Below are 21,717 nucleotides of genomic sequence, written 5' to 3' on the forward strand. Positions count from 1 at the left end.
AGGGTATTGATTAATCCGCGACGCTCTCGCGAATGGGTCTTATCGGGTTCACCTGAACCTGCTTTATCACGTTATCCTGCACGTCAAGAATATCGATATCGTAATGCGCGATACGCACTCGCGTACCTATCGCTGGGATCTCTTCTAACGCTTCCACAATCATCCCATTAACGGTTCGCGCTTCGTCTTCCGGCAGATGCCAGTTAAAGGCTTTATTCAATTCGCGCACGTTGGCGCCGCCATCAATAATCACCGAACCGTCATTTTGTGGGTTCACCTCTTCGGCAAGAGACGGGGACATCGAGGTGGTAAAGTCACCTACAATTTCTTCGAGGATATCTTCGACCGTCACCAGCCCCTGAATATCACCATATTCGTCGACCACAAGACCGACTTTCTTTTTGTTGCGCTGAAACTTCACTAGCTGCGTACTCAGCGGCGTACCTTCCGGCACAAAGTAAATTTCATCGGCGGCCCGCAGCATCACCTCTTTGGTGAACTCTTTTTTCTCGGTCATCAGGCGATAGGCTTCGCGTACGCGCAGCATGCTGATGGCGTCGTCCAGCGAATCGCGATAGAGCACGATACGGCCATGCGGGGAGTGGGTCAGCTGACGAACGATAGCTTTCCAATCATCGTTGATGTTGATACCGACAATTTCATTGCGCGGCACCATGATGTCGTCAACGCTAATTTTTTCCAGATCCAGCACCGACAGCAGCATATCTTGGTTACGGCGGGAGATTTGCGCCCGGGATTCGTTAACGATGGTACGTAGCTCATCTTTGCTGAGCGCGCTGCTGATGGTGATATCGGTTTTGATACCCATCATGCGCATCAAAATTCGGGTAATTAGATTGAGCAACCACACCAGCGGCATCATCAGAACTTGCAGCGGCGCAAGCAGGAAGCTGCTTGGGTAGGCGACTTTCTCGGGATACAGCGCGGCAATGGTTTTTGGCAACACTTCGGCGAAGACCAGTACCACAAAAGTTAGAACACCGGTGGCAATGGCGACGCCCACATCGCCATACAGGCGCATGCCGACGATGGTGCCAAGTGCAGACGCTAGGATGTTGACCAAGTTATTACCAATCAGCACTAGGCTGATTAAGCGGTCAGGCTTTTGTAGCAGTTTTTCAACGCGGCGCGCCCGACGGTCACCTTGTTTCGCCAGATGACGCAGACGGTAGCGGTTGAGCGTCATCATGCCGGTTTCGGAACCGGAGAAATAGGCGGAAATGACCACCATGATGATCAGCGTAACGATCAGCGTGGTGGTTGAAATATGTTCCAAGAGAAGTCCTTAGTACTTAGCTCACAAACTGTTGAATGATGCGGCTACCGAAATAGGCGAGCGTGAGAATGCCAGCCCCGGCAACGTTAAACCAGACAACCCGGCGTCCGCGCCACCCTTCATGATAGTGGCCCCATAACAACACGATATAGACGAACCAGGCGATGATGGAAAGGACGGCCTTATCGATATTTTCCATGCTAAAGAGGTTATGCATGTAAAACAGGCCGGTACAAAGCGTCAGGGTGAGCAGTACAACCCCAACCTGGGTGATGTGAAACATTTTTCGTTCGATGACCATCAGCGGCGGCATTTCGTGGCTAAACGCCAGCTTCTTATTTTTGAGCTGGTAATCAATCCATGCCAGCTGTAGCGCATAGAGCGCGGCAATAATCAGCGTTGCGTAGGAGAACAGCGATAGCCCGATATGCACCATGACACCCGGTGTCGCTTCCAAGTGAGTAATAAACTCGTTTGGCATAAAGGTGGCGAACGCGAGGTTTATCAACGCGAAGGCATAAACGATGGGTAACAGCAGCCAGCCGCGATTGCGCGAGGCGACAATGGTCATTACCGTACAGATCATCAGGCTGACCAGCGAGCCGACGTTCAGCAAGCTGAGGTTTTGCCCATCTTCACCGCCCGGCAGAATACGCGCTTCCAGTGCAAACGCATGGCACACCAGCGCAACGGTGGCGGAGAGAATTGCCATACGCCGCCAGCCGCTGTTTTTTTGCAGCAGGCCGGGGATGATCAGCGCGAGGCTGATGGAGTAGGCAACAAGCGCGAGCAGGGCGAAAACAGGCATAAAGAGTCGGCAGTCGTCAAAGAGAAGAAAGAGATGCAGTATATACGCAAAATCCGTTGAGTTGTATCAAGGCCGTAGCTTGGTTGAAGGATGGTGCGTATAGCGTTACGTGACCTCTGCGTCAACCATGGCCTCACAACTCGTCCGGTGTCGTGTTATACTCCGGCAAATTTCCGTTTTATTGTCGCGTTAGCGACTCACCGTTTCCACCCCAGGCGAGAGACAATGTTTGATAATTTAACCGATCGTTTGTCGCGCACGCTGCGCAATATCAGTGGCCGTGGACGCCTTACTGAAGACAACGTAAAAGAGACGCTGCGCGAAGTGCGCATGGCGCTGCTGGAGGCTGACGTTGCGCTGCCGGTAGTGCGTGATTTTATCAATCGCGTAAAAGAAAAAGCGGTTGGTCATGAAGTTAACAAAAGCCTGACGCCGGGTCAGGAATTCGTCAAAATCGTTCGTAGTGAACTGGTTTCGGCGATGGGCGAAGAGAACCAGAGCCTGAATCTGGCCGCTCAGCCTCCAGCCGTGGTGCTGATGGCGGGTCTGCAGGGCGCGGGTAAAACCACTAGCGTCGCTAAGTTAGGTAAATTCCTGCGCGAGAAGCACAAGAAAAAAGTGCTGGTGGTTTCCGCCGACGTTTATCGCCCAGCGGCGATTAAACAGTTGGAAACGCTGGCCGAGCAGGTTAGCGTGGACTTCTTCCCGTCAGACGTCGGTCAGAAGCCTATTGATATCGTTAACGCTGCGCTGAAAGAAGCGAAGCTGAAATTCTACGACGTGCTGCTGGTGGATACCGCCGGTCGTCTGCACGTTGACGAAGCGATGATGGACGAAATCAAACAGGTTCATGCGGCGATTAAGCCGGTTGAAACCCTGTTTGTCGTTGACGCCATGACCGGTCAGGATGCGGCAAATACTGCTAAGGCCTTCAACGAGGCGTTGCCATTAACCGGCGTCGTGTTGACCAAAGTCGACGGCGATGCTCGTGGCGGTGCGGCGCTCTCTATTCGTCACATCACCGGCAAGCCAATTAAATTCCTCGGCGTTGGCGAAAAAACCGAAGCGCTGGAGCCGTTCCACCCGGATCGTATTGCTTCCCGTATCCTTGGTATGGGCGACGTGCTGTCGCTTATCGAAGATATCGAGAGCAAGGTTGACCGCGCGCAAGCTGAAAAGCTGGCGACCAAGCTGAAAAAAGGCGACGGTTTTGACTTAACCGACTTCCTTGAACAGCTGCGCCAGATGAAAAACATGGGCGGCATGGCGAGCCTGATGGGCAAGCTGCCGGGTATGGGGCAGATCCCTGATAACGTCAAATCCCAGATGGACGACAAGGTGCTGGTGCGTATGGAGGCGATTATCAACTCCATGACGCACAAGGAACGCGCCAAGCCTGAAATCATTAAAGGTTCCCGCAAACGTCGTATCGCACAGGGCTGTGGCCTGCAGGTGCAGGACGTTAACCGTCTGCTGAAGCAGTTTGACGACATGCAGCGCATGATGAAGAAGATGAAGTCGAAAGGCGGCATGATGAAAATGATGCGCGGGATGAAGGGCATGATGCCACCAGGATTCCCTGGGCGTTAATCCCTTATGTCATGTTGATGACGAAGTGTGCTGGCTATCCAGCGCGCTTTGTTCATGGCGAACCCCTCGATTTCACGCTGTCTTATACGGTAACGCCCTAGTTATCGTGCGGTAAAAGACAGATGTTGATTGCAATTCCCCCAGAAATGAGTAAAATTTTCGGGCTTTTAATATGACACCGGGCCCCGTCCCTCGATGGGGCCCGGTTGTTCTATTCACACAAGAGGATGTTATGGTAACTATTCGTTTAGCACGTCACGGCGCTAAAAAGCGTCCGTTCTACCAGGTTGTTGTTACTGACAGCCGTAACGCACGTAACGGTCGCTTCATCGAGCGCGTTGGCTTCTTCAACCCGCTGGCAAGCGAAAAAGAAGAAGGCACTCGCCTGGATCTGGATCGCGTAGCTCACTGGGTTGGCCTGGGCGCTACTGTTTCCGATCGCGTAGCAGCGCTGATCAAAGCCGCTAATAAAGCAGCTTAATCTGTCACGGTGGTCATGATGAGCAAACAACTCGCCGCAAAAGCACCTGTTGATCCTATCGTATTGGGCAAAATGGGTTCTTGCTACGGTATCCGTGGTTGGCTCAGAGTGTTTTCCTCCACCGAGGACGCCGAAAGCATTTTTGACTATCAGCCCTGGTTAATCCAGAAGGCGGGTCAGTGGCAGACCGTTGAGCTGGAAAGCTGGCGCTACCACAATCAGGATATCGTCATTAAGCTGAAAGGCGTTGACGATCGCGATGCCGCGAATCTGCTGACGAATTGCGAAATTATCGTCGATTCATCACAGCTGCCGGCGCTGGACGATGGTACCTACTATTGGAAAGACCTTATGGGCTGCCAAGTAGTGACCACTGAAGGCTACGGTCTCGGTAAAGTCATCGATATGATGGAAACCGGGTCGAATGACGTTCTCGTCATTAAGGCAAACCTGAAAGATGCATTTGGCATCAAGGAACGTCTCGTACCGTTCCTCGATGGGCAGGTTATCAAGAAAGTCGATCTCACTACTCGTACCATCGAAGTAGATTGGGATCCTGGTTTTTAAATCTCCGGATAAACGGTAAAAGACGGCGCTATGTGGATTGGCATAATTAGCCTGTTTCCTGAAATGTTCCGCGCAATTACCGATTACGGGGTAACTGGCCGGGCAGTAAAAAATGGCCTGCTGAACATCCAGAGCTGGAGTCCTCGTGATTTCGCTCATGACCGGCACCGTACCGTGGACTCACGTCCTTACGGCGGCGGACCGGGGATGTTGATGATGGTGCAACCTTTGCGGGATGCCATCAATGCAGCAAAAGCCGCGGCAGGTGAAGGCGTGAAGGTGATTTATCTGTCACCTCAGGGACGCAAGCTTGATCAAGCTGGCGTCAGCGAACTGGCAACGAATCAAAAGCTGATTTTGGTGTGCGGTCGCTACGAAGGTATTGATGAGCGCGTGATTCAGACCGAGATTGACGAAGAATGGTCTATCGGCGATTACGTTCTCAGCGGTGGTGAGTTACCAGCAATGACGCTCATCGACTCTGTGTCCCGGTTTATTCCGGGAGTGCTGGGTCATGAGGCTTCAGCAACCGAAGATTCGTTTGCTGATGGGTTGCTGGACTGCCCACACTATACTCGCCCTGAAGTGTTGGAAGGGATGGAAGTACCGCCAGTTCTGCTGTCGGGGAACCATGCTGAGATACGTCGCTGGCGTTTGAAGCAGTCGCTGGGCCGCTCCTGGCTTAGAAGACCTGAACTTCTGGAAAACCTGGCTCTGACTGAAGAGCAAGCAAGGTTGCTGGCGGAGTTCAAAACGGAACACGCACAACAGCAACATAAACATGATGGGCTGGTCTAAGACCCCCAAATATCAGTTTACCCAGGATAAGAGAATTAAATTATGAGCAACATTATCAAGCAACTTGAACAAGAACAGATGAAGCAGGACGTACCTTCATTCCGTCCGGGTGATACCGTGGAAGTGAAAGTATGGGTTGTTGAAGGTTCCAAAAAACGTCTGCAGGCATTTGAGGGCGTGGTTATCGCTATTCGTAGCCGCGGTCTGCACTCTGCATTCACTGTTCGTAAAATTTCCAACGGCGAAGGCGTTGAGCGTGTCTTCCAGACTCACTCTCCGGTAGTTGACAGCATTGCTGTTAAACGTCGTGGTGCTGTACGTAAAGCTAAACTGTACTACCTGCGTGAGCGCACTGGTAAGTCTGCTCGTATCAAAGAGCGTCTTAACTAAGATTCGCGCAAGCGACATCCTGTTAGAAAAGGGCTGGCCGAAAGGCTGGCCCTTTTTTTATCTCTTACGGCACCAAGAATTAACATTTTGCTGATAAAACATTTACAATACCCCTAATTATTGGGAGGGGTGTGTGAGTACAAGAGTAATCGACAAATCAGCACTGAAACGGCGAGCCGCATGGGTTGCGCTGTTTGCTATGGCGCTGATTATCTTTGCTCCGCTGGTCTCCATTTCGTTGCAACAATCGCCGATGAGCGCCATGCCCGGTATGCATCATGAAATGAACATGCCTATGCCTGCACATCACGCAGCACCGGAGACGATGCCCATCGATCACGGTGAAGCCTGCGGTTATTGCGTGTTGTTAACCCATGTACCTGGCTTGATGCTGGTGCTCTGCGTGCTACTGTGCGCACGGTTGTTGCGCGTCTCTTCGCCATCTTTTCCACCGGTCGTTGTCCACGAGCTAGAGTTCGCTTGGCTATTCCCTGATACCCGCGCGCCACCGCTGTTGTCTGCTTTTTCCGCTTAATAACGATAAATGACGCAAAAGCGTCACGTCTGTTTTCGCCTATATGAAGGAAAAGTATGACAACCTGCACCTCGCGGGCGGCTTGGGTGCACCTGCTGCGCCGCCTGCATTTTTTTATCGGTCTATTCGTCGGGCCATTTATCTTCGTTGCTGCGTTGACCGGCACGCTGTACGTGGCCACCCCACAGCTGGAAAACCGCATCTATAGCGAGGCGCTGCACGGTAGCGTCGAAGGCGGGCGGCACACGCTTGCGGAGCAAATCACGGTGGCGCAAAAAGCGGTAGCTGCGCCGCTGCGGATGAGTGCATTACGTCCGGCGCTGGAGCCAGGTGAAACCACTCGCGTGATGTTTGCTGACCCAGCGCTTGGCGAGTCAGAAAACCGCGCTATCTTTATCGACCCGGTTACGCTGGTAGTCAAAGGCGATATGACGGTCTATGGCACCAGCGGCATATTGCCGCTGCGTCAGTGGATTGATTACGCTCACCGCTCGCTGCTGCTGGGGGATTTTGGCAGGCTGTACAGTGAACTGGCAGCTTCCTGGATGTGGATTGCAGCGCTCGGCGGTATTGTCCTGTGGGCCTTTACCCGACCGAAGCGGCGAATTAAAAATCGCCTGCAGAACACGCGCCGTATTCACGTGACGCTCGGCTGGTGCCTGCTGGCGGGGATGCTGCTGTTCTCGGCGACTGGACTCACCTGGTCACAGTGGGCAGGAGGCAATGTTGATAAGCTACGCACGGCCTTTGGCTGGCTGACACCGCAGGTCAATACCCAGTTGCATGGCGGTGAGGCTATAGTCATGGATCCGCATGCTGAGCATCACGGGCAACATGGCCAGATGGCAATGAGCCAACCGACGGCGGCGTTAGACAGGATTGATGCCGTGCTTAACGCTGCGCAAGGCGCGGGAATTGATGCCACTCATCTGGAAATTCGCCCACCGCGTAGTGAAGACCGTGCCTGGACGGTGACGGAGATCGATCGCCGCTGGCCTACACAGGTTGATGCCGTTGCGGTGGACCCTCAATCGCTGGCCATTATCGACACTACCCAGTTTGCCCATTTCCCGCTGATGGCGAAATTGACGCGTTGGGGGGTAGATTTGCATATGGGCGTGCTGTTTGGTTTACCTAACCAACTGCTGCTCATCGCGTTCGGCCTAGCACTGTGTGTGGCTATTGTTATGGGATATCGGCTGTGGTGGATAAAGCGTCCGTCTCAGGCGCAGACCAACCCGTTGCTGACGCTATCGCAAAGCTGGCTGGCATTGTCGTTACCAGCAAGATGGGCAACGCTGACACTGGCCGTCGCATGCGGACTGGCGCTTCCGGTTATGGGCGGAAGTCTGGCGTTGTTTATTCTGTTTGACTGGCTACGTTGGCGAGCGGCAGTGCGAGTACCGCTCGCTGAATCATCCGCCAAATAACCTTATGGCGCGCTGATGACCACGGCAACCCGGCGGTTTTCAGCGCGTCCTTGGGTCGTTGCATTGCTAGCGACGGGATATTTTTTACCTAATCCACGTGTGGTGAGGTTGCCACGTGGAATACTCGCGCCTTTTGCCCAAGCATCGGCAACGACGTTTGCGCGTTTTAGCGACAACGCTTCGTTATAGCTGTCTTCACCGTAGTTATCCGTGTGTCCATCCATCCGGGCATGATTTAAACCTGTTGTCGCCAGACGCGATGCCATGGCCTCGATCTGTTCTTCACTTTCTGGTCGTAGCCCGGCTTCATTTTTGCCAAACAGGATTTTATCCGACAGCCCCAGGGACCAGTCGCCATTTAATTCGTTAAAGCCATAAGACTGCATCGCTGCGACCTGCTCAGGCGTAAATTTACCTTTTGGCGCTTGGCAGCCTGCCAATACCAGTGAAGCCAGTAAGAGTGGTGCAAAATATCGCTTTAACATAGTGTATTCCTTTCTAACTTATTGTTTTCGTCCGCTGATTTTTCGCCTGATACATATTGCGGTCTGCCCTTTCCAGCAATAATTCGAGGGATGGGCTTTCCCACGCCAGCGCAAAGCCGATGCTGAGAGACATCGCCGTGTGATGGCCGTTATGCAGGTCAAATGGACGGTTAAAATGCTGTGTGAGTGCGGTACAAATGTGTTGAACATCGCTTTCAGAATGGACGTCAGACAGCACCATGGCAAACTCATCGCCGCCAAGACGGTAAGACTGGTAGCGTTGACCGCCGAACGCGATCATCCTGCTGGCAATTTCGGTGAGTATGCTGTCGCCTGCGGTATGGCCCCAGGTATCGTTGATTTGTTTAAAGTTGTCGCCATCAAGAAAAAGCAGGGCTGAATGATTTTTGACAGCAGAATTATTCATCAACTTCGCGATGCTATTGCGAAATGCGGCTCGATTCGCCAGCCCGGTGAGGGGATCATGCATGGCGGAACGTAGCAGCTGTGCATTTCTCTCCTGCAACTTGTGTTGCCACTCCTCCATGTCTGCTAAAAGGCTATTGAAGTCTTCGCCAAAACGATGAAATTCCTCAATGCGTCCTTCTTTTACCCGACGAGAGAAGTTGCGGTTGGTGCGCGCGTCATGCACGACATCGGTAATATTTTGCATTTCTTCGACTATGCCGTGGTGTAGTGAGCGCGTGATCGTGAGGGCAATGGCTGATGCAAAAAGAATGCAAATGGTGAGGACGGCAAGAGACATCCAAATAAAGTGGCTGATCAGACTGTCGCGCGCGGTGAGGCTTATTTCGCCAATTGGGGTGTCGTTATGCATTATCGGCAAGGAGACGGGAACGGGAAATAGCCAACGACTGACCAGTAGACCCAGTGTATCGGTGCTATCGTCGGGATCCCATGTCCATTGTGCGAAACGTTTTTTATGCGCGTCATATACCTCCGCCACGGCAAATTGCCCTTGTCTACCCAACGTGGCGAGGGTTTCATTGGCGGCCAACTTGTCGTTAAACACCAAAGAGGCCTCAAGAGTATGGCTCATGGTCGCGGCAGTCAGTTCGAGGTTCTTTTGTGCGTATTGCTTTAATGTCAACACAGAGGCAAAACACAGCAAAAGCCATATAAACGTCATCGTTACTATCACGCTTATCATGCTATTTCGGCGCAACGTTCTTTTAAACGTAGGGCGCGATGGTGAGGTGAAATCCTTATTCATGCTTCTTATTCCGTGCAAGCATTAATACGTCCGGGTTGACTCTTACGCCGCTGCGAGCCAGCGCATCAAGGTTGACGGAAAACCTGACCTGCTCGTTATCTATTATTAAGCAAAATGCGCTGCCAATAGTGCATTCGGGGTTATGTTCCGAAATTAATAGCAGCGCTCGGTTGTGATATTGAGTGATTAATTCAAGCTGCCAGTCAGGCGATTCAATGCCGAAATAAATGCCATCACATCTTGCAGCGAGAGCATCCTGAGCGTTATGAACAAGCGTTGGGGTGTAGGGAAGCCTGTCTTGTCCACCCGCTGTGCTGAGTGCTAGCGCATACCGGGCAGAGCTCAGGATACACAGCTTTGGTGGCCCGGAAAGCGACGGCCATCGCGTGTAGCTTACGATACCTGAAACAATAGAACGTACTGACTTATCGGTTTCAGTGAAAGAGGCGGCGGTTGCTGGGGCTAACATTAGGGGCAACATTAGCAGCAGAATCAGTCGGGACAAAGAGGTCAAGAATGAATTTCTCACGCGCATCCGCCAAACCGCTCGGGTAAGAGTAACCTTAGAGAGATGTTGGCAGAAGATCATTGTTTATCAAAGCCGTCAGTATGTCAGAAATTCGATTGATGTAATTTAAGTTAAATCTCACTATGGAATTTAATTCAAGGATCGAGAGGAAATTAACTCATCATTTTGCTGCTTTAATCCTTTCAATCCTCGTTATTCGTAAGGTTCGACTGTAATCCTAGTAAATTTATCGGCCAAGTTCAGGCTTTCTTTAACCTGAATATCATTGATGCTTTTCCCTCTCTATTTTAGGTCACCAAGTGACGAGGCATGGAGAAGATTTGGCAGAGTGGGCAAACGGCGGCAGAACAAAAATGCGTGGAGAACGCTTTCTTTCTTGGCCTGTACAGCTTGGTTGGAATAAGTGGTGTAACGTTTTCTTTGCGGTTCATTGGCGATTTATTTGCAATAAAATGGCTGGTGTAAATAAATCTGTACGTATTTTGGATTGAAATCTTTACTGGTTGTGATATTGTGGCTTCACCTCATTGAGGAAACCACTATCGCAAACGAGCCATAACAGGTAATGCCATCATGCAAAAAGACGCGCTGAACAACGTAAATATCGCCGATGAACAGATTTTGATAACTCCAGATCAACTGAAAGCTGAATTCCCGCTCACGCTTGATCAGGAGGCGCAAATCGCCCAATCCCGTAAAACGATTTCTGACATTATTGCCGGTCGCGATCCGCGTCTGCTGGTAGTGTGTGGGCCTTGCTCTATTCACGATCCTGAAGCTGCCATCGAATACGCGCGTCGATTTAAAACCCTTGCGGAAGAGGTCAGCGATAGCCTCTACCTAGTTATGCGCGTCTATTTTGAAAAGCCTCGTACCACCGTTGGCTGGAAAGGGCTTATCAACGATCCGCATATGGATGGCTCATTTGATGTGGAAGGTGGTTTGAAAATTGCGCGTCGCCTGCTGGTAGAACTGGTGAGCATGGGGCTGCCGTTAGCAACCGAAGCGTTGGACCCGAATAGCCCACAGTACTTAGGCGATCTGTTCAGCTGGTCGGCGATTGGTGCCCGTACTACTGAATCTCAGACACACCGCGAGATGGCTTCCGGGTTGTCGATGCCGGTTGGTTTCAAAAATGGTACCGATGGCTCCTTGGCGACGGCAATCAACGCTATGCGTGCTGCCGCGATGCCGCACCGTTTCGTTGGTATCAACCAAGCCGGTCAGGTTTGTCTGCTGCGTACGCAGGGCAACCCGGATGGCCATGTCATCCTTCGTGGCGGCAAAAAACCGAACTACGGCCCGGAAGATGTGGCGCAGTGTGAAAAAGAGATGGAACAAGCAGGACTGCGCGCATCGCTGATGGTAGATTGCAGTCATGGTAATTCCAATAAAGACTACCGCCGTCAGCCTGCGGTGGCGGAATCCGTGGTCGCTCAGATCAAGGACGGTAACCGTTCTATTATTGGTCTGATGATTGAGAGCAACATTCACGAGGGTAACCAGTCTTCTGAACAGCCGCGTTGTGAAATGAAATACGGAGTATCGGTAACCGATGCTTGTATCAGTTGGGAAGCTACGGATGCGCTGCTGCGTGAGCTCGACCAGGATTTACGTGGCCATCTGAAGGCTCGTCTGGCTTAAGAGGATTGTATGGTTGCTGAACTGACCGCACTGCGCGATCAAATTGATGTCGTAGATAAAGCGCTGCTGGATTTGCTGGCAAAACGTCTTGAACTTGTCGCGCAAGTCGGTGAAGTCAAAAGTAAATATGGCTTGCCGATTTATGTCCCCGAGCGTGAAGCTTCTATGCTGGCTTCACGCCGCAAAGAAGCTGCGGCGATGGGCGTGCCACCGGATCTGATTGAAGATGTTTTGCGTCGCGTGATGCGTGAGTCTTACTCCAGCGAAAACGACAAGGGATTTAAAACCCTTTGTCCTTCGCTGCGCCCAGTGGTGATTGTCGGCGGTGGCGGTCAAATGGGCCGATTGTTTGAAAAAATGCTCGGTCTGTCAGGCTACCAAGTTCGCACGTTGGAAAAAGAAGATTGGGCACGTGCGCCGGAGCTGGTGGCTGATGCCGGTATGGTTATTGTCAGTGTGCCGATCCACGTCACCGAACAGGTGATTGAGAAGCTACCGCCGTTGCCAACGGATTGTATTTTGGTCGATCTCTGCTCGGTGAAAGCCGGGCCATTGCAGGCAATGCTGTCGGCGCACAACGGGCCAGTTGTGGGGCTGCACCCGATGTTTGGGCCAGACAGCGGTAGCCTTGCAAAACAGGTTGTTGTTTACTGCGATGGTCGTCAGCCGGAAGCGTATCAGTGGTTCCTTGAACAGATTCAGGTTTGGGGCGCTCGTTTGCATCGGATTAGCGCCGTTGAGCACGACCAAAACATGGCATTTATCCAAGCGCTGCGCCACTTTGCCACTTTTGCCTACGGTCTGCATTTGGCGGAAGAGAACGTTCAGCTCGAGCAACTGCTGGCGCTCTCCTCACCCATTTACCGTTTGGAGCTGGCAATGGTCGGGCGACTGTTTGCCCAAGATCCGCAGCTGTATGCCGATATCATTATGTCGTCAGGCAATAACCTGGCGCTGATTAAGCGCTACTACCAGCGTTTTGGTGAGGCCATCGGTCTGCTGGAGCAGGGGAATAAGCAGGCGTTTATCGACAGCTTCCGCAAGGTTGAGCACTGGTTCGGTGACTATGCGCAACGTTTCCAGAGTGAGAGCCGCGTCCTGTTACGACAGGCGAATGACAACCGGCAGTAACTGAAAACTGTATATACTTGAAAGCCAGGGGAAAACCTCTGGCTTTTTTTATGGGATAAAGACGATGGCTGAAGCAAACCTGTTGTTTGATTACACCGGACATCTACCGGAATGCCCGACTTGGAGCGACGCCGAGCAGGCGCTCTATTGGGCCGATATTATGGAGTGTGAAATTCACCGCTATGTACTTGCCAGCGGCGAGCACCAAATCCTCCAGTTCCCGGAAGAGGTCGGCTGTTTTTCCCTGAGGGAGAAAGGGGGCTTTATCGTGGCGCTACGCAGCGCCATTTGGCTTACCGATAGCCGTGGCCTGCTGGTGCATAAAGTCTGTGATAATCCGAGCAATCCTCAACTGGCGCGTTTTAATGACGGTGGCACCGACAGGGACGGACGCTTTTACGCCGGGACTTTCTGGGGGCCGGGTGATTATAACGGCGCGCTGCTGGTTCGCATTGATAATCAGCTCCGGCCGAAGGTTATCCAGTGCGATATTCACGGTGCTAACGGTTTGGCCTTTAGCCAAGATAAGTGCTGGATGTATACCTCTGATACGCCTAATGCCGTGATTTATCGTACGCCGCTGGATGAGCAAGGTGATGTTGGTCGGCGAGAAGTGTTCCGCCAGTTTGTACCAGGGGAAGGGATCCCTGATGGGGCGGCGGTTGACGAAGAGGGCTGCTACTGGAGTGCGATGTTCGACGGTTGGCGAGTGGCGCGGTTTTCGCCAGAGGGTGAGCAGCTTGAGGAATATAGACTGCCGGTTCGTTGCCCAACGATGGTTTGCTTTGGCGGGGCGGATATGCGCACGCTATTTATCACCACCACGCGGGAAAATATGTCGGCGGAAGAAGTGGCGCAGTATCCGCTTTCCGGCGCCATCTTCACCCTGCCGGTTGAGGTGGCAGGAATGAAGAAGAGGCCATTTATCGAAGTTTAGATCGGGTTAACCGGCACGACGTTTTCGCTGGGATAGCTTCCCAGCACTTTCATCGAACGGGTAATGCCGGACAGCTCTTTCAGCGCCTTTTGCATCGGCAGCGCTTCTAGGTTGGCTTGGATATCGAGATAAAACATCTCTTCCCATGGATTGCCGTGGATTGGTCGCGATTCGAGCTTGGTCATAATCAGGTTATGGTTACGCAGTACCAACAGTGCTTCTACTAGCGCACCGGCCTGCTGCCCGGTTGCAATCAGCAGCGTGGTTTTTGCCGGCACCTGGTCGGAGACGTTAACGGCTTTGCGCGCTAGCACCAAGAAACGGGTGATGTTCTGCGTTTGATTAGCCTGACAGTGTTCCAGAACCTGCAATCCATACAGTTTACCACCGGCTTCGCTGCCCAGTGCGGCCACGGTAGGGGAGTTAGCCTGTGCCACTTTTTCCATTGCCGCCGAGGTGCTCTCGGTATATTCAATTTTCCACTGTGGATAATGGCTCAGGAACTGACTGCACTGCTGGAATGGCTGCGGATGGCTGTAGACCGTTGCAATAGTATCAAGCGTCGCCCCCGCGTTAACCAGTACGCAGTGGTCAATTGGGACCGTCATCTCGCCAACAATCGACAGGCTAGTGTGTTGTAGCAGATCGTAGACATCGTTAATGCCGCCGGAGCTGGTGTTCTCGATAGGCACCACGGCGTAGTCGGCCTGTCCGGTTTCAACCTGATTAAAGATGTCGGCGAACTTTAGGCAGCCGCTCTCAATAAACTGCTCAAAGTGGCGAGCGGCGTACTGACGTGCTGCGAGGTGCGAGTAAGAGCCTTTTGGACCCAGAAACGCAATTCGAGCTGAATGCGGGTTGATCTGATTTAAATGCTGCTGCAGTAAGGTCTGCTGGGTGAGCACAGAATCTTCAATGATCAGCTGGAACAGGCGGGTAATGTAGTGCGCATCAAGCTGGTGCGTTTTGCCGATGGTAATCAAACGCTCCAGCAGGTCGCGCTCGCGATCGATATCCCGAACCGGACGATGGGACGCCAGCTTGGCTTTACCTACCTCAATGGCGAGGCCGCGACGTTCTGCCAGCAGGCTCACTAATTTTTCATCTAGGGCGCTTATCTTATCGCGTATCGCCAGTAACGGGTTTTCCGAAGTCATCATGTTTGCCTTTCTTGTTATCAATAAAAAAGGCCCCCCGATGTGGGAGGCCTTATTGTTCGTCTTCGCATTCTTTATCACACGACGAAACGCCTCCCATTCAGGGGAAGGTAAAAAAGAATGCGAAGAAAAACGGCAGCAGTTTCACGGTTGATAAAATCCTTAACGTTGTGAGGTTTCACAGTACTCGGTCTGTTTTCGTTCTGTCAATAAAAAACGCGCCCGAAGGCGCGTTGGCGTGACACATTAAAGTTCAAAGTTCGTTTTACTCTTCTTCAACTTCCACGAAGCTTGCGTCTTTCACTGATGTTGCTGCGCGACGGGCTTCCCCTTTGTGTTGCACCTTGTTCAGCTGCCGTTCCAGCTTGTTGATCAATTCGTTAATGGCGGTATACATATCTTCATGTTTTGCGCTGGCGACGAGGTGTCCGTTCGGAGTATTCATCGTGGCATCAGCAACAAAACCCTGTGGCTCTTTAGACAGAATGATATGAGGATTAATTAACTGGGTTTGCCATTTTTCCAATTTGGCGAGACGGTCTGCGACATGCTGGCGGATAGCCGGAGTAATTTCCATTTGTTTACTGGTAATGTTCATTGTCATAAATTTTACCTCTTGTCTTTCCGTCTTGGTGATTCCAGCATACCTCGGATTTGGTTAAAATGTGTGATGCATATCACATATTTTTGTCACTTTTTGTCAGTGCCTTTATTTTGTGAGTCAGGACAGGAAGAAGTGAATTTTTACTTGTGGGTTCGGGAAAACCCAGCCATATTTGATAGGATGACTTGCAGCTAAACCGCTTCAGCAAGTAATCGAAATGGATAAAAAAACGGCAGCCATCGGGCTGCCGTTTTGCATTTAATGAAGTCTGAATCAGGACTGCGTGTTTTTGCCGTTGGCGGCAATAATTTTCGCCACTTTATCAGCCTGCGCCGTCATCTGCATTTCGCGGTATGCATTTTCCATCTTCGGCAGCGCATCGCGCGTTGCTTGAGTATCTGGATAGTTACGCATCATGTTTTCGGTACGGTTGACCACCGCCACCCACGCACCGCGAGCGGTGTAGTAATCAACAACGGAAAGCTCATACTTCGCCAGACGGTCCTTCAGGAATACCAGACGTTTGCTGGCATCGGTCACGTACTGACTGTTCGGATAGCCGCGCACCAGCTTCGAGAAGTCATTGAATGCATCACGTGCGTGCTGCGGGTCACGGTCGGAGCGATCAACCCCGAAGAAACCTTGCAGCGCGCTATCGTCCAACGCCATGTTTGTCAGACCGCGCATGTACATGACATAGTCAATGTTAGGATGCGTTGGGTTCAGACGAATGAAACGGTCAATGGCGGCCTGAGCCAGCGGCAGATCGGCATTTTTATAGTATGCGTAGATCAGATCCAGCTGAACCTGCTGAGAATATGGACCAAATGGATAGCGGTTATCCAACGCTTCCAGTTGCGTTATTGCCTGTTTCCAGTTACCGTCCTGGAGCTTTTGCTGAGCAGTTGCGTAGATTTCATTAGGCGGATTATCAGGAACCTCTTCCTTTGAACCAGAGCACCCCGCCAAAGCCAGGCTCAACGTGGCCGCTGCCACCAGATATTTCATGCGCGTCATGACGTTTTGACTTTCCTCAAAATGTTTATACGGGATATTCACAGTTCCTGTTCCCGACTAAGACCAGCTACAATAGCACACTATATTAAACGGCAAAGCCGTAAAAACCCAACGTTAACGAAGAAGCTGTATATGGCACAACGAGTACAACTCACCGCAACGGTGTCCGAGTCACAACTCGGTCAACGCTTAGATCAGGCTTTGGCCGAAATGTTCCCTGATTATTCGCGATCGCGAATAAAAGAGTGGATTTTAGACCAACGCGTCCAGGTCAACGGCAATATTTCAGATAAGCCGAAAGAGAAAGTCATGGGTGGCGAAACCGTCGCTATCGATGCCGAAATCGATGAGGAAATCCGCTTTGAAGCGCAGGATCTCCCGCTTGATATCGTATATGAAGATGAAGACATAATTGTCATCAACAAGCCGCGTGGTTTCGTGGTGCACCCTGGCGCCGGTAATCCGGACGGCACGGTGCTGAATGCGCTGCTGCACTATTATCCGCCGATTGCCGACGTACCGCGTGCGGGCATTGTGCATCGTCTGGATAAAGACACGACCGGTTTAATGGTGGTGGCAAAAACCGTTCCTGCTCAAACACGTTTGGTGGAGTCGCTGCAACTGCGCGAAATTACCCGTGAGTATGAAGCGGTGGCCATCGGTCATATGACCGCAGGTGGTTCCGTTGAGGAACCTATTAGCCGTCACCCTACGAAGCGTACGCATATGGCGGTACACCCAATGGGTAAACCGGCAGTAACGCACTATCGCATTATGGAGCACTTCCGTGTGCACACGCGTCTGCGGTTGCGTCTGGAAACCGGACGTACGCACCAGATCCGCGTGCACATGGCTCACATCACCCATCCGCTGGTGGGCGATCAGGTTTACGGTGGCCGTCCGCGCCCACCAAAAGGCGCATCAGATGAGTTTATCTCAACGCTGCGTAAGTTTGACCGTCAAGCTCTGCATGCGACGATGCTGCGTCTTTATCACCCGATTTCGGGCATTGAGATGGAATGGCATGCGCCAATCCCTCAGGATATGGTCGATCTTATCGCCGTGATGCGTGCTGACTTTGAAGAACATAAGGACGAAGTCGACTGGCTATGACCAAAATCATTGTCCCTGAATGGCCGCTGCCGGAAGGCGTCGCGGCCTGCAGCTCAACGCGCGTCGGTGGTGTTAGCCAAGGAGCCTGGGATTCATTGAATCTCGGGGCTCACTGTGGTGATAACCTCGAGCACGTTGAAGAGAACCGTAAACGCATGTTTGCGGCAGGAGAACTGCCGTCAAAACCGGTTTGGTTGGAGCAGGTTCATGGCAAAGATGTTTTGCATCTGACCGGTGAACTCTATGCTTCGAAGCGTGCCGATGCGTCTTACAGCAATACTCCAGGGACAGTGTGCGCGGTGATGACGGCAGACTGTTTGCCTGTTTTGTTCTGCAACCGCGCAGGCACAGAAGTGGCCGCGGCGCATGCCGGCTGGCGCGGTCTGTGTGATGGTGTGCTCGAAGAGACCGTGGCTTGCTTTAATGACAGCGCGGATAATCTTCTGGCTTGGTTTGGCCCGGCAATTGGCCCGCAGGCGTTTGAAGTGGGCCCAGAAGTGCGCGAAGCGTTTATGGCGAAAGATGCCAAAGCGGTGGATGCATTTCGTCCAGTTGGCGAGAAATACTATGCCGATATATATCTGCTGGCCCGTCAGCGGCTGGCAAATATCGGCGTGACAGCCGTCTTCGGTGGCGACCGCTGTACCTTCAGCGAAAAGGATGATTTTTTCTCATATCGTCGTGACCGTACTACAGGTCGTATGGCAAGTTTTATCTGGCTGATATAACCTATAGAATCAAGACGATCCAGAACGCTGATATTTTTTTCTCACGGGTTAGGTCATTTAACCTTGAATAATTGAGGGATGACCTCATTTAATCTCCTGTAGCAAATTTGACCTAATTATGGGAGGAGTCATGCGTCTGGATCGTCTTACCAATAAATTCCAGCTTGCTCTTGCCGATGCTCAGTCACTCGCACTGGGGCAAGACAACCAATTTATCGAACCTCTTCATCTCATGAGCGCCTTGCTGAATCAGGAAGGGGGATCGGTACGTCCTTTATTAACGTCCGCTGGTATTAATGCTGGCCAGCTTCGTACTGCAATCGAACAGGCGTTGAGCCGTTTACCTCAGGTGGAAGGCACCGGCGGTGACGTGCAACCGTCTCAGGATCTGATTCGCGTACTCAATCTTTGCGACAAGCTGGCGCAAAAAAGCGGCGATAACTTTATTTCGTCAGAGCTGTTTGTTCTGGCGGCGCTTGAGTCCCGTGGCACCTTGGCTGAATTACTGAAATCAGCCGGCGCGACAACTGCCAATATTACTCAGGCAATTGAAAAGATGCGTGGAGGTGAAAGCGTGAACGACCAAGGTGCCGAAGACCAACGTCAGGCATTGAAAAAATACACGGTTGATCTGACCGAGCGTGCTGAACAAGGCAAACTCGATCCGGTTATCGGCCGCGATGAAGAAATTCGCCGTACCATTCAGGTACTGCAACGCCGTACTAAAAATAACCCAGTATTAATTGGCGAGCCGGGTGTCGGTAAAACGGCTATCGTCGAAGGGTTAGCACAGCGCATTATCAACGGCGAAGTTCCGGAAGGCTTAAAAGGCCGCCGGGTACTGGCGCTGGATATGGGGGCGCTGGTGGCCGGGGCGAAATACCGCGGCGAGTTTGAAGAGCGTTTAAAAGGCGTTTTGAACGATCTGTCTAAACAGGAAGGCAACGTTATCCTGTTTATCGATGAACTACACACCATGGTAGGCGCGGGTAAAGCGGACGGCGCAATGGACGCCGGGAACATGCTGAAGCCAGCGTTAGCGCGTGGGGAGTTGCACTGCGTTGGGGCTACAACGCTTGATGAATACCGCCAGTACATCGAAAAGGATGCGGCGCTGGAACGTCGTTTCCAGAAGGTGTTCGTCGCTCAACCGTCGGTTGAAGACACCATCGCCATTTTGCGTGGCCTTAAAGAACGTTATGAGCTGCACCACCATGTGCAGATCACGGACCCAGCAATCGTTGCGGCAGCCACGCTGTCCCATCGTTATATTGCTGACCGCCAGTTGCCGGATAAAGCCATCGACCTGATTGATGAAGCTGCATCCAGCATCCGTATGCAGATTGACTCTAAACCGGAAGAGTTGGACCGACTTGACCGCCGCATCATCCAACTGAAGTTGGAGCAGCAGGCGTTGCTGAAAGAGTCTGATGAGGCGAGCAAAAAACGCCTCGATATGCTCAACGAAGAGCTTGAGGATAAAGAACGCCAATACTCTGAATTAGAAGAAGAGTGGAAAGCGGAAAAAGCCTCGCTCTCTGGTACGCAAACCATTAAGGCTGAGCTTGAACAGGCGAAAATCGCGATTGAACAGGCCCGCCGAGTAGGCGACCTGGCGCGGATGTCTGAGCTGCAATATGGCAAAATTCCTGAGCTTGAAAAACAGCTGGAAGCAGCCACACAGTCTGAAGGCAAAACCATGCGCCTGTTGCGTAATAAAGTAACGGATGTGGAAATTGCCGATGTGCTCGCACGTTGGACCGGCATCCCGGTTGCCAGAATGCTTGAAGGCGAACGCGATAAGCTGTTGCGCATGGAACAGGATTTGCATAGTCGGGTGATCGGCCAGAACGAAGCGGTGGAAGCTGTATCAAACGCCATTCGTCGTAGCCGTGCGGGCTTGTCCGATCCGAATCGCCCAATTGGTTCATTCCTGTTCCTGGGGCCAACCGGGGTAGGTAAAACCGAGCTGTGCAAAGCGCTGGCTAACTTTATGTTCGACAGCGACGATGCGATGGTGCGTATCGATATGTCTGAGTTTATGGAAAAACATTCCGTGTCTCGTTTGGTCGGTGCGCCTCCAGGATATGTGGGCTACGAAGAAGGTGGCTACCTGACGGAAGCGGTGCGTCGCCGTCCTTACTCCGTCATCCTGCTGGATGAAGTGGAAAAAGCGCATCCGGATGTGTTCAACATTCTACTGCAGGTGCTGGACGATGGCCGCTTGACTGATGGGCAGGGGAGAACGGTCGATTTCCGTAATACAGTCGTCATTATGACGTCGAACCTCGGCTCTGACCTGATTCAAGAACGCTTTGGTGAGCTGGATTACGGGCACATGAAAGATTTGGTGTTAGGTGTGGTGAGCCACAGCTTCCGTCCGGAATTCATTAACCGTATAGATGAAGTTGTTGTGTTCCATCCGTTGGGTGAGGCGCATATTGCTTCTATTGCACAGATCCAGCTGCAACGGCTGTACAAACGTCTGGAAGAGCGTGGTTATGAAACGCAAATTTCGGATGAGGCTCTGCATCTGCTGAGTAAAAACGGTTACGACCCGGTTTATGGTGCGCGTCCGTTGAAACGTGCTATTCAGCAGCAGATCGAAAACCCGCTGGCACAGCAAATTCTGTCTGGCGAACTGATCCCTGGCAAAATGATTCGTCTGGAAGTAAAGGACGACCATATTGTGGCAGTGCAGTAAGTTATAAAAGTAAGGAAACGGGCCCCGAGGGGCCCGTTTTTGTATAAAAGCCAATCAAAAATAAGCGTTATGTATGAAAAATGAGCGAACGATAAGTTTTTATTGTTTTCTGCTTGCGGGATCTCAATTTCTCCCTATAATGCGGCCCCACTGAGACGGAACAACGGCAAGCAAGCCGCCGGGTCAGCGAGGTTCTCCTGAGAATCTCGGCAGAGAAAAGCGAAATTAAACGCTTGACTCTGTAGCGGGAAAGCGTAATATGCACATCCCGCGCCGCTACGAAAGCGAAGCGGCACTGCTCTTTAACAATTTATCAGACAATCTGTGTGGGCACTCGAAGATACGGATTCTTAAACGTCGCAAGACGCTAAATGAATACCAAGTCTCTTGAGTGAACATACGTAATTCATTACGAAGTTTAATTCACGAGCATCAAACACTTTTAAATTGAAGAGTTTGATCATGGCTCAGATTGAACGCTGGCGGCAGGCCTAACACATGCAAGTCGAACGGTAGCACAGAGAGCTTGCTCTTGGGT

The 21,717-nt window shown here is 51.8% G+C and carries 23 protein-coding genes, 1 rRNA gene and 1 other annotated feature; of the genes, 15 read left to right on the top strand and 9 right to left on the bottom strand.

The window, feature by feature from the left end:
- Window positions 1-10: 10 nt before the first annotated feature.
- Window positions 11-1,297: an HlyC/CorC family transporter gene (locus AB4K05_RS03460; protein ID WP_368478605.1), complete on the bottom strand. Its 1,287-nt coding sequence runs from the start codon at window positions 1,295-1,297 to the stop codon at window positions 11-13.
- Between the two features lie 16 nt (window positions 1,298-1,313).
- Window positions 1,314-2,105, bottom strand: coding sequence for an inner membrane protein YpjD (locus tag AB4K05_RS03465; RefSeq protein WP_368478606.1), 792 nt, complete (start codon window positions 2,103-2,105; stop codon window positions 1,314-1,316).
- Between the two features lie 225 nt (window positions 2,106-2,330).
- On the opposite strand from AB4K05_RS03465, the gene ffh reads away from it, so the two are divergent.
- The 7 genes from ffh (at window position 2,331) to AB4K05_RS03500 (ending at window position 7,896) form a co-directional block, all read left to right on the top strand.
- A complete protein-coding gene (gene ffh, locus AB4K05_RS03470; protein ID WP_368478607.1) occupies window positions 2,331-3,695 on the top strand; it encodes a signal recognition particle protein in 1,365 nt (454 codons plus the stop codon).
- A gap of 232 nt (window positions 3,696-3,927) precedes the next feature.
- On the top strand, window positions 3,928-4,176 hold the full coding sequence (rpsP, locus tag AB4K05_RS03475; protein ID WP_166515900.1) for a 30S ribosomal protein S16: 249 nt from the start codon (window positions 3,928-3,930) through the stop codon (window positions 4,174-4,176).
- An 18-nt stretch (window positions 4,177-4,194) separates the two neighbouring features.
- The gene (rimM, locus tag AB4K05_RS03480; RefSeq protein ID WP_166515934.1) at window positions 4,195-4,743 is read left to right on the top strand and encodes a ribosome maturation factor RimM; all 549 of its coding nucleotides are present in this window, start codon (window positions 4,195-4,197) and stop codon (window positions 4,741-4,743) included.
- A 30-nt stretch (window positions 4,744-4,773) separates the two neighbouring features.
- The gene (gene trmD / locus AB4K05_RS03485) at window positions 4,774-5,541 is read left to right on the top strand and encodes a tRNA (guanosine(37)-N1)-methyltransferase TrmD (protein ID WP_368478608.1); all 768 of its coding nucleotides are present in this window, start codon (window positions 4,774-4,776) and stop codon (window positions 5,539-5,541) included.
- Between the two features lie 42 nt (window positions 5,542-5,583).
- Window positions 5,584-5,931, top strand: coding sequence for a 50S ribosomal protein L19 (gene rplS, locus AB4K05_RS03490; protein ID WP_006687325.1), 348 nt, complete (start codon window positions 5,584-5,586; stop codon window positions 5,929-5,931).
- 133 nt (window positions 5,932-6,064) lie between these two features.
- Complete coding sequence (locus AB4K05_RS03495) at window positions 6,065-6,466, top strand: DUF2946 domain-containing protein (protein ID WP_368478609.1); 402 nt, start codon at window positions 6,065-6,067, stop codon at window positions 6,464-6,466.
- Window positions 6,467-6,522: 56 nt separating this feature from the next.
- Window positions 6,523-7,896 (top strand): PepSY-associated TM helix domain-containing protein, encoded by a 1,374-nt coding sequence (locus AB4K05_RS03500; RefSeq protein WP_368478610.1) that lies wholly within the window; start codon window positions 6,523-6,525, stop codon window positions 7,894-7,896.
- Between the two features lie 2 nt (window positions 7,897-7,898).
- Here the strand turns inward: AB4K05_RS03500 and AB4K05_RS03505 are convergent, their stop codons facing one another.
- From AB4K05_RS03505 to AB4K05_RS03515, 3 genes are read right to left on the bottom strand one after another with little or no spacing between them, the layout of a single operon-like run.
- Entirely contained in the window at window positions 7,899-8,381 is a 483-nt protein-coding gene (locus tag AB4K05_RS03505; RefSeq protein ID WP_368478611.1) for an OmpA family protein, read from the bottom strand.
- A gap of 13 nt (window positions 8,382-8,394) precedes the next feature.
- On the bottom strand, window positions 8,395-9,615 hold the full coding sequence (dgcN, locus tag AB4K05_RS03510; protein WP_368478612.1) for a diguanylate cyclase DgcN: 1,221 nt from the start codon (window positions 9,613-9,615) through the stop codon (window positions 8,395-8,397).
- Complete coding sequence (locus AB4K05_RS03515) at window positions 9,608-10,084, bottom strand: YfiR family protein (protein ID WP_368478613.1); 477 nt, start codon at window positions 10,082-10,084, stop codon at window positions 9,608-9,610. Before AB4K05_RS03515 ends, dgcN begins: the two co-directional genes overlap by 8 nt.
- A gap of 369 nt (window positions 10,085-10,453) precedes the next feature.
- Here AB4K05_RS03515 and AB4K05_RS03520 point away from each other — a divergent pair, with 369 nt between their 5' ends.
- The 4 genes from AB4K05_RS03520 to AB4K05_RS03535 all read left to right on the top strand — a co-directional run bounded on the left by AB4K05_RS03520 (window position 10,454) and on the right by AB4K05_RS03535 (window position 13,856).
- Window positions 10,454-10,609, top strand: coding sequence for a hypothetical protein (locus AB4K05_RS03520; RefSeq protein ID WP_368478614.1), 156 nt, complete (start codon window positions 10,454-10,456; stop codon window positions 10,607-10,609).
- Window positions 10,610-10,717: 108 nt separating this feature from the next.
- Window positions 10,718-11,788 (top strand): 3-deoxy-7-phosphoheptulonate synthase AroF, encoded by a 1,071-nt coding sequence (gene aroF / locus AB4K05_RS03525; RefSeq protein WP_368478615.1) that lies wholly within the window; start codon window positions 10,718-10,720, stop codon window positions 11,786-11,788.
- Between the two features lie 9 nt (window positions 11,789-11,797).
- The gene (gene tyrA / locus AB4K05_RS03530) at window positions 11,798-12,919 is read left to right on the top strand and encodes a bifunctional chorismate mutase/prephenate dehydrogenase (protein ID WP_368478616.1); all 1,122 of its coding nucleotides are present in this window, start codon (window positions 11,798-11,800) and stop codon (window positions 12,917-12,919) included.
- A gap of 64 nt (window positions 12,920-12,983) precedes the next feature.
- Window positions 12,984-13,856 carry an SMP-30/gluconolactonase/LRE family protein gene (locus AB4K05_RS03535; protein WP_368478617.1) on the top strand — a complete coding sequence of 291 codons (873 nt, stop codon included), beginning with the start codon at window positions 12,984-12,986 and terminating at the stop codon, window positions 13,854-13,856.
- Here AB4K05_RS03535 and pheA read toward each other — a convergent pair.
- The 4 genes from pheA to bamD form a co-directional block, all read right to left on the bottom strand.
- Window positions 13,853-15,013 (bottom strand): bifunctional chorismate mutase/prephenate dehydratase, encoded by a 1,161-nt coding sequence (gene pheA / locus AB4K05_RS03540; RefSeq protein ID WP_368478647.1) that lies wholly within the window; start codon window positions 15,011-15,013, stop codon window positions 13,853-13,855. The two genes, AB4K05_RS03535 and pheA, sit on opposite strands and share 4 nt — an antisense overlap.
- A 23-nt stretch (window positions 15,014-15,036) precedes the next feature.
- Window positions 15,037-15,162, bottom strand: a sequence feature (Phe leader region).
- A complete protein-coding gene (gene pheL, locus AB4K05_RS03545) occupies window positions 15,114-15,161 on the bottom strand; it encodes a pheA operon leader peptide PheL (protein ID WP_121497579.1) in 48 nt (15 codons plus the stop codon). Its footprint overlaps the feature before it by 48 nt.
- A gap of 116 nt (window positions 15,163-15,278) precedes the next feature.
- Window positions 15,279-15,617, bottom strand: a complete 339-nt coding sequence (gene raiA / locus AB4K05_RS03550) for a ribosome-associated translation inhibitor RaiA (RefSeq protein WP_052284541.1) — start codon at window positions 15,615-15,617, stop codon at window positions 15,279-15,281.
- Window positions 15,618-15,890: 273 nt separating this feature from the next.
- On the bottom strand, window positions 15,891-16,634 hold the full coding sequence (gene bamD, locus AB4K05_RS03555) for an outer membrane protein assembly factor BamD (RefSeq protein WP_368478618.1): 744 nt from the start codon (window positions 16,632-16,634) through the stop codon (window positions 15,891-15,893).
- 132 nt (window positions 16,635-16,766) lie between these two features.
- Between bamD and rluD the strand changes: the two genes are divergently transcribed.
- The 4 genes from rluD to AB4K05_RS03575 form a co-directional block, all read left to right on the top strand.
- A complete protein-coding gene (gene rluD, locus AB4K05_RS03560; protein ID WP_368478619.1) occupies window positions 16,767-17,747 on the top strand; it encodes a 23S rRNA pseudouridine(1911/1915/1917) synthase RluD in 981 nt (326 codons plus the stop codon).
- Window positions 17,744-18,475, top strand: coding sequence for a purine nucleoside phosphorylase YfiH (gene yfiH, locus AB4K05_RS03565; RefSeq protein WP_368478620.1), 732 nt, complete (start codon window positions 17,744-17,746; stop codon window positions 18,473-18,475). The genes rluD and yfiH overlap by 4 nt, the downstream gene beginning before the upstream one ends.
- A gap of 130 nt (window positions 18,476-18,605) precedes the next feature.
- Window positions 18,606-21,179, top strand: coding sequence for an ATP-dependent chaperone ClpB (gene clpB / locus AB4K05_RS03570; RefSeq protein WP_368478621.1), 2,574 nt, complete (start codon window positions 18,606-18,608; stop codon window positions 21,177-21,179).
- Between the two features lie 444 nt (window positions 21,180-21,623).
- Window positions 21,624-21,717 (top strand): 16S ribosomal RNA (locus AB4K05_RS03575); the annotation flags it as partial.

Source organism: Kluyvera sp. STS39-E (assembly GCF_040932435.1).
Classification (GTDB): domain Bacteria; phylum Pseudomonadota; class Gammaproteobacteria; order Enterobacterales; family Enterobacteriaceae; genus Kluyvera.

Coding starts and splice junctions, on each gene's coding strand:
- AB4K05_RS03465 (WP_368478606.1), bottom strand. CDS start 2,105: ATGCCTGTTTTCGCCCTGCTCGCGCTTGTTGCCTACTCCATCAGCCTC.
- ffh (WP_368478607.1), top strand. CDS start 2,331: ATGTTTGATAATTTAACCGATCGTTTGTCGCGCACGCTGCGCAATATC.
- rpsP (WP_166515900.1), top strand. CDS start 3,928: ATGGTAACTATTCGTTTAGCACGTCACGGCGCTAAAAAGCGTCCGTTC.
- rimM (WP_166515934.1), top strand. CDS start 4,195: ATGAGCAAACAACTCGCCGCAAAAGCACCTGTTGATCCTATCGTATTG.
- trmD (WP_368478608.1), top strand. CDS start 4,774: ATGTGGATTGGCATAATTAGCCTGTTTCCTGAAATGTTCCGCGCAATT.
- rplS (WP_006687325.1), top strand. CDS start 5,584: ATGAGCAACATTATCAAGCAACTTGAACAAGAACAGATGAAGCAGGAC.
- AB4K05_RS03500 (WP_368478610.1), top strand. CDS start 6,523: ATGACAACCTGCACCTCGCGGGCGGCTTGGGTGCACCTGCTGCGCCGC.
- AB4K05_RS03505 (WP_368478611.1), bottom strand. CDS start 8,381: ATGTTAAAGCGATATTTTGCACCACTCTTACTGGCTTCACTGGTATTG.
- dgcN (WP_368478612.1), bottom strand. CDS start 9,615: ATGAATAAGGATTTCACCTCACCATCGCGCCCTACGTTTAAAAGAACG.
- AB4K05_RS03515 (WP_368478613.1), bottom strand. CDS start 10,084: ATGTTAGCCCCAGCAACCGCCGCCTCTTTCACTGAAACCGATAAGTCA.
- AB4K05_RS03520 (WP_368478614.1), top strand. CDS start 10,454: ATGGAGAAGATTTGGCAGAGTGGGCAAACGGCGGCAGAACAAAAATGC.
- aroF (WP_368478615.1), top strand. CDS start 10,718: ATGCAAAAAGACGCGCTGAACAACGTAAATATCGCCGATGAACAGATT.
- tyrA (WP_368478616.1), top strand. CDS start 11,798: ATGGTTGCTGAACTGACCGCACTGCGCGATCAAATTGATGTCGTAGAT.
- AB4K05_RS03535 (WP_368478617.1), top strand. CDS start 12,984: ATGGCTGAAGCAAACCTGTTGTTTGATTACACCGGACATCTACCGGAA.
- pheA (WP_368478647.1), bottom strand. CDS start 15,013: ATGACTTCGGAAAACCCGTTACTGGCGATACGCGATAAGATAAGCGCC.
- raiA (WP_052284541.1), bottom strand. CDS start 15,617: ATGACAATGAACATTACCAGTAAACAAATGGAAATTACTCCGGCTATC.
- bamD (WP_368478618.1), bottom strand. CDS start 16,634: ATGACGCGCATGAAATATCTGGTGGCAGCGGCCACGTTGAGCCTGGCT.
- rluD (WP_368478619.1), top strand. CDS start 16,767: ATGGCACAACGAGTACAACTCACCGCAACGGTGTCCGAGTCACAACTC.
- yfiH (WP_368478620.1), top strand. CDS start 17,744: ATGACCAAAATCATTGTCCCTGAATGGCCGCTGCCGGAAGGCGTCGCG.
- clpB (WP_368478621.1), top strand. CDS start 18,606: ATGCGTCTGGATCGTCTTACCAATAAATTCCAGCTTGCTCTTGCCGAT.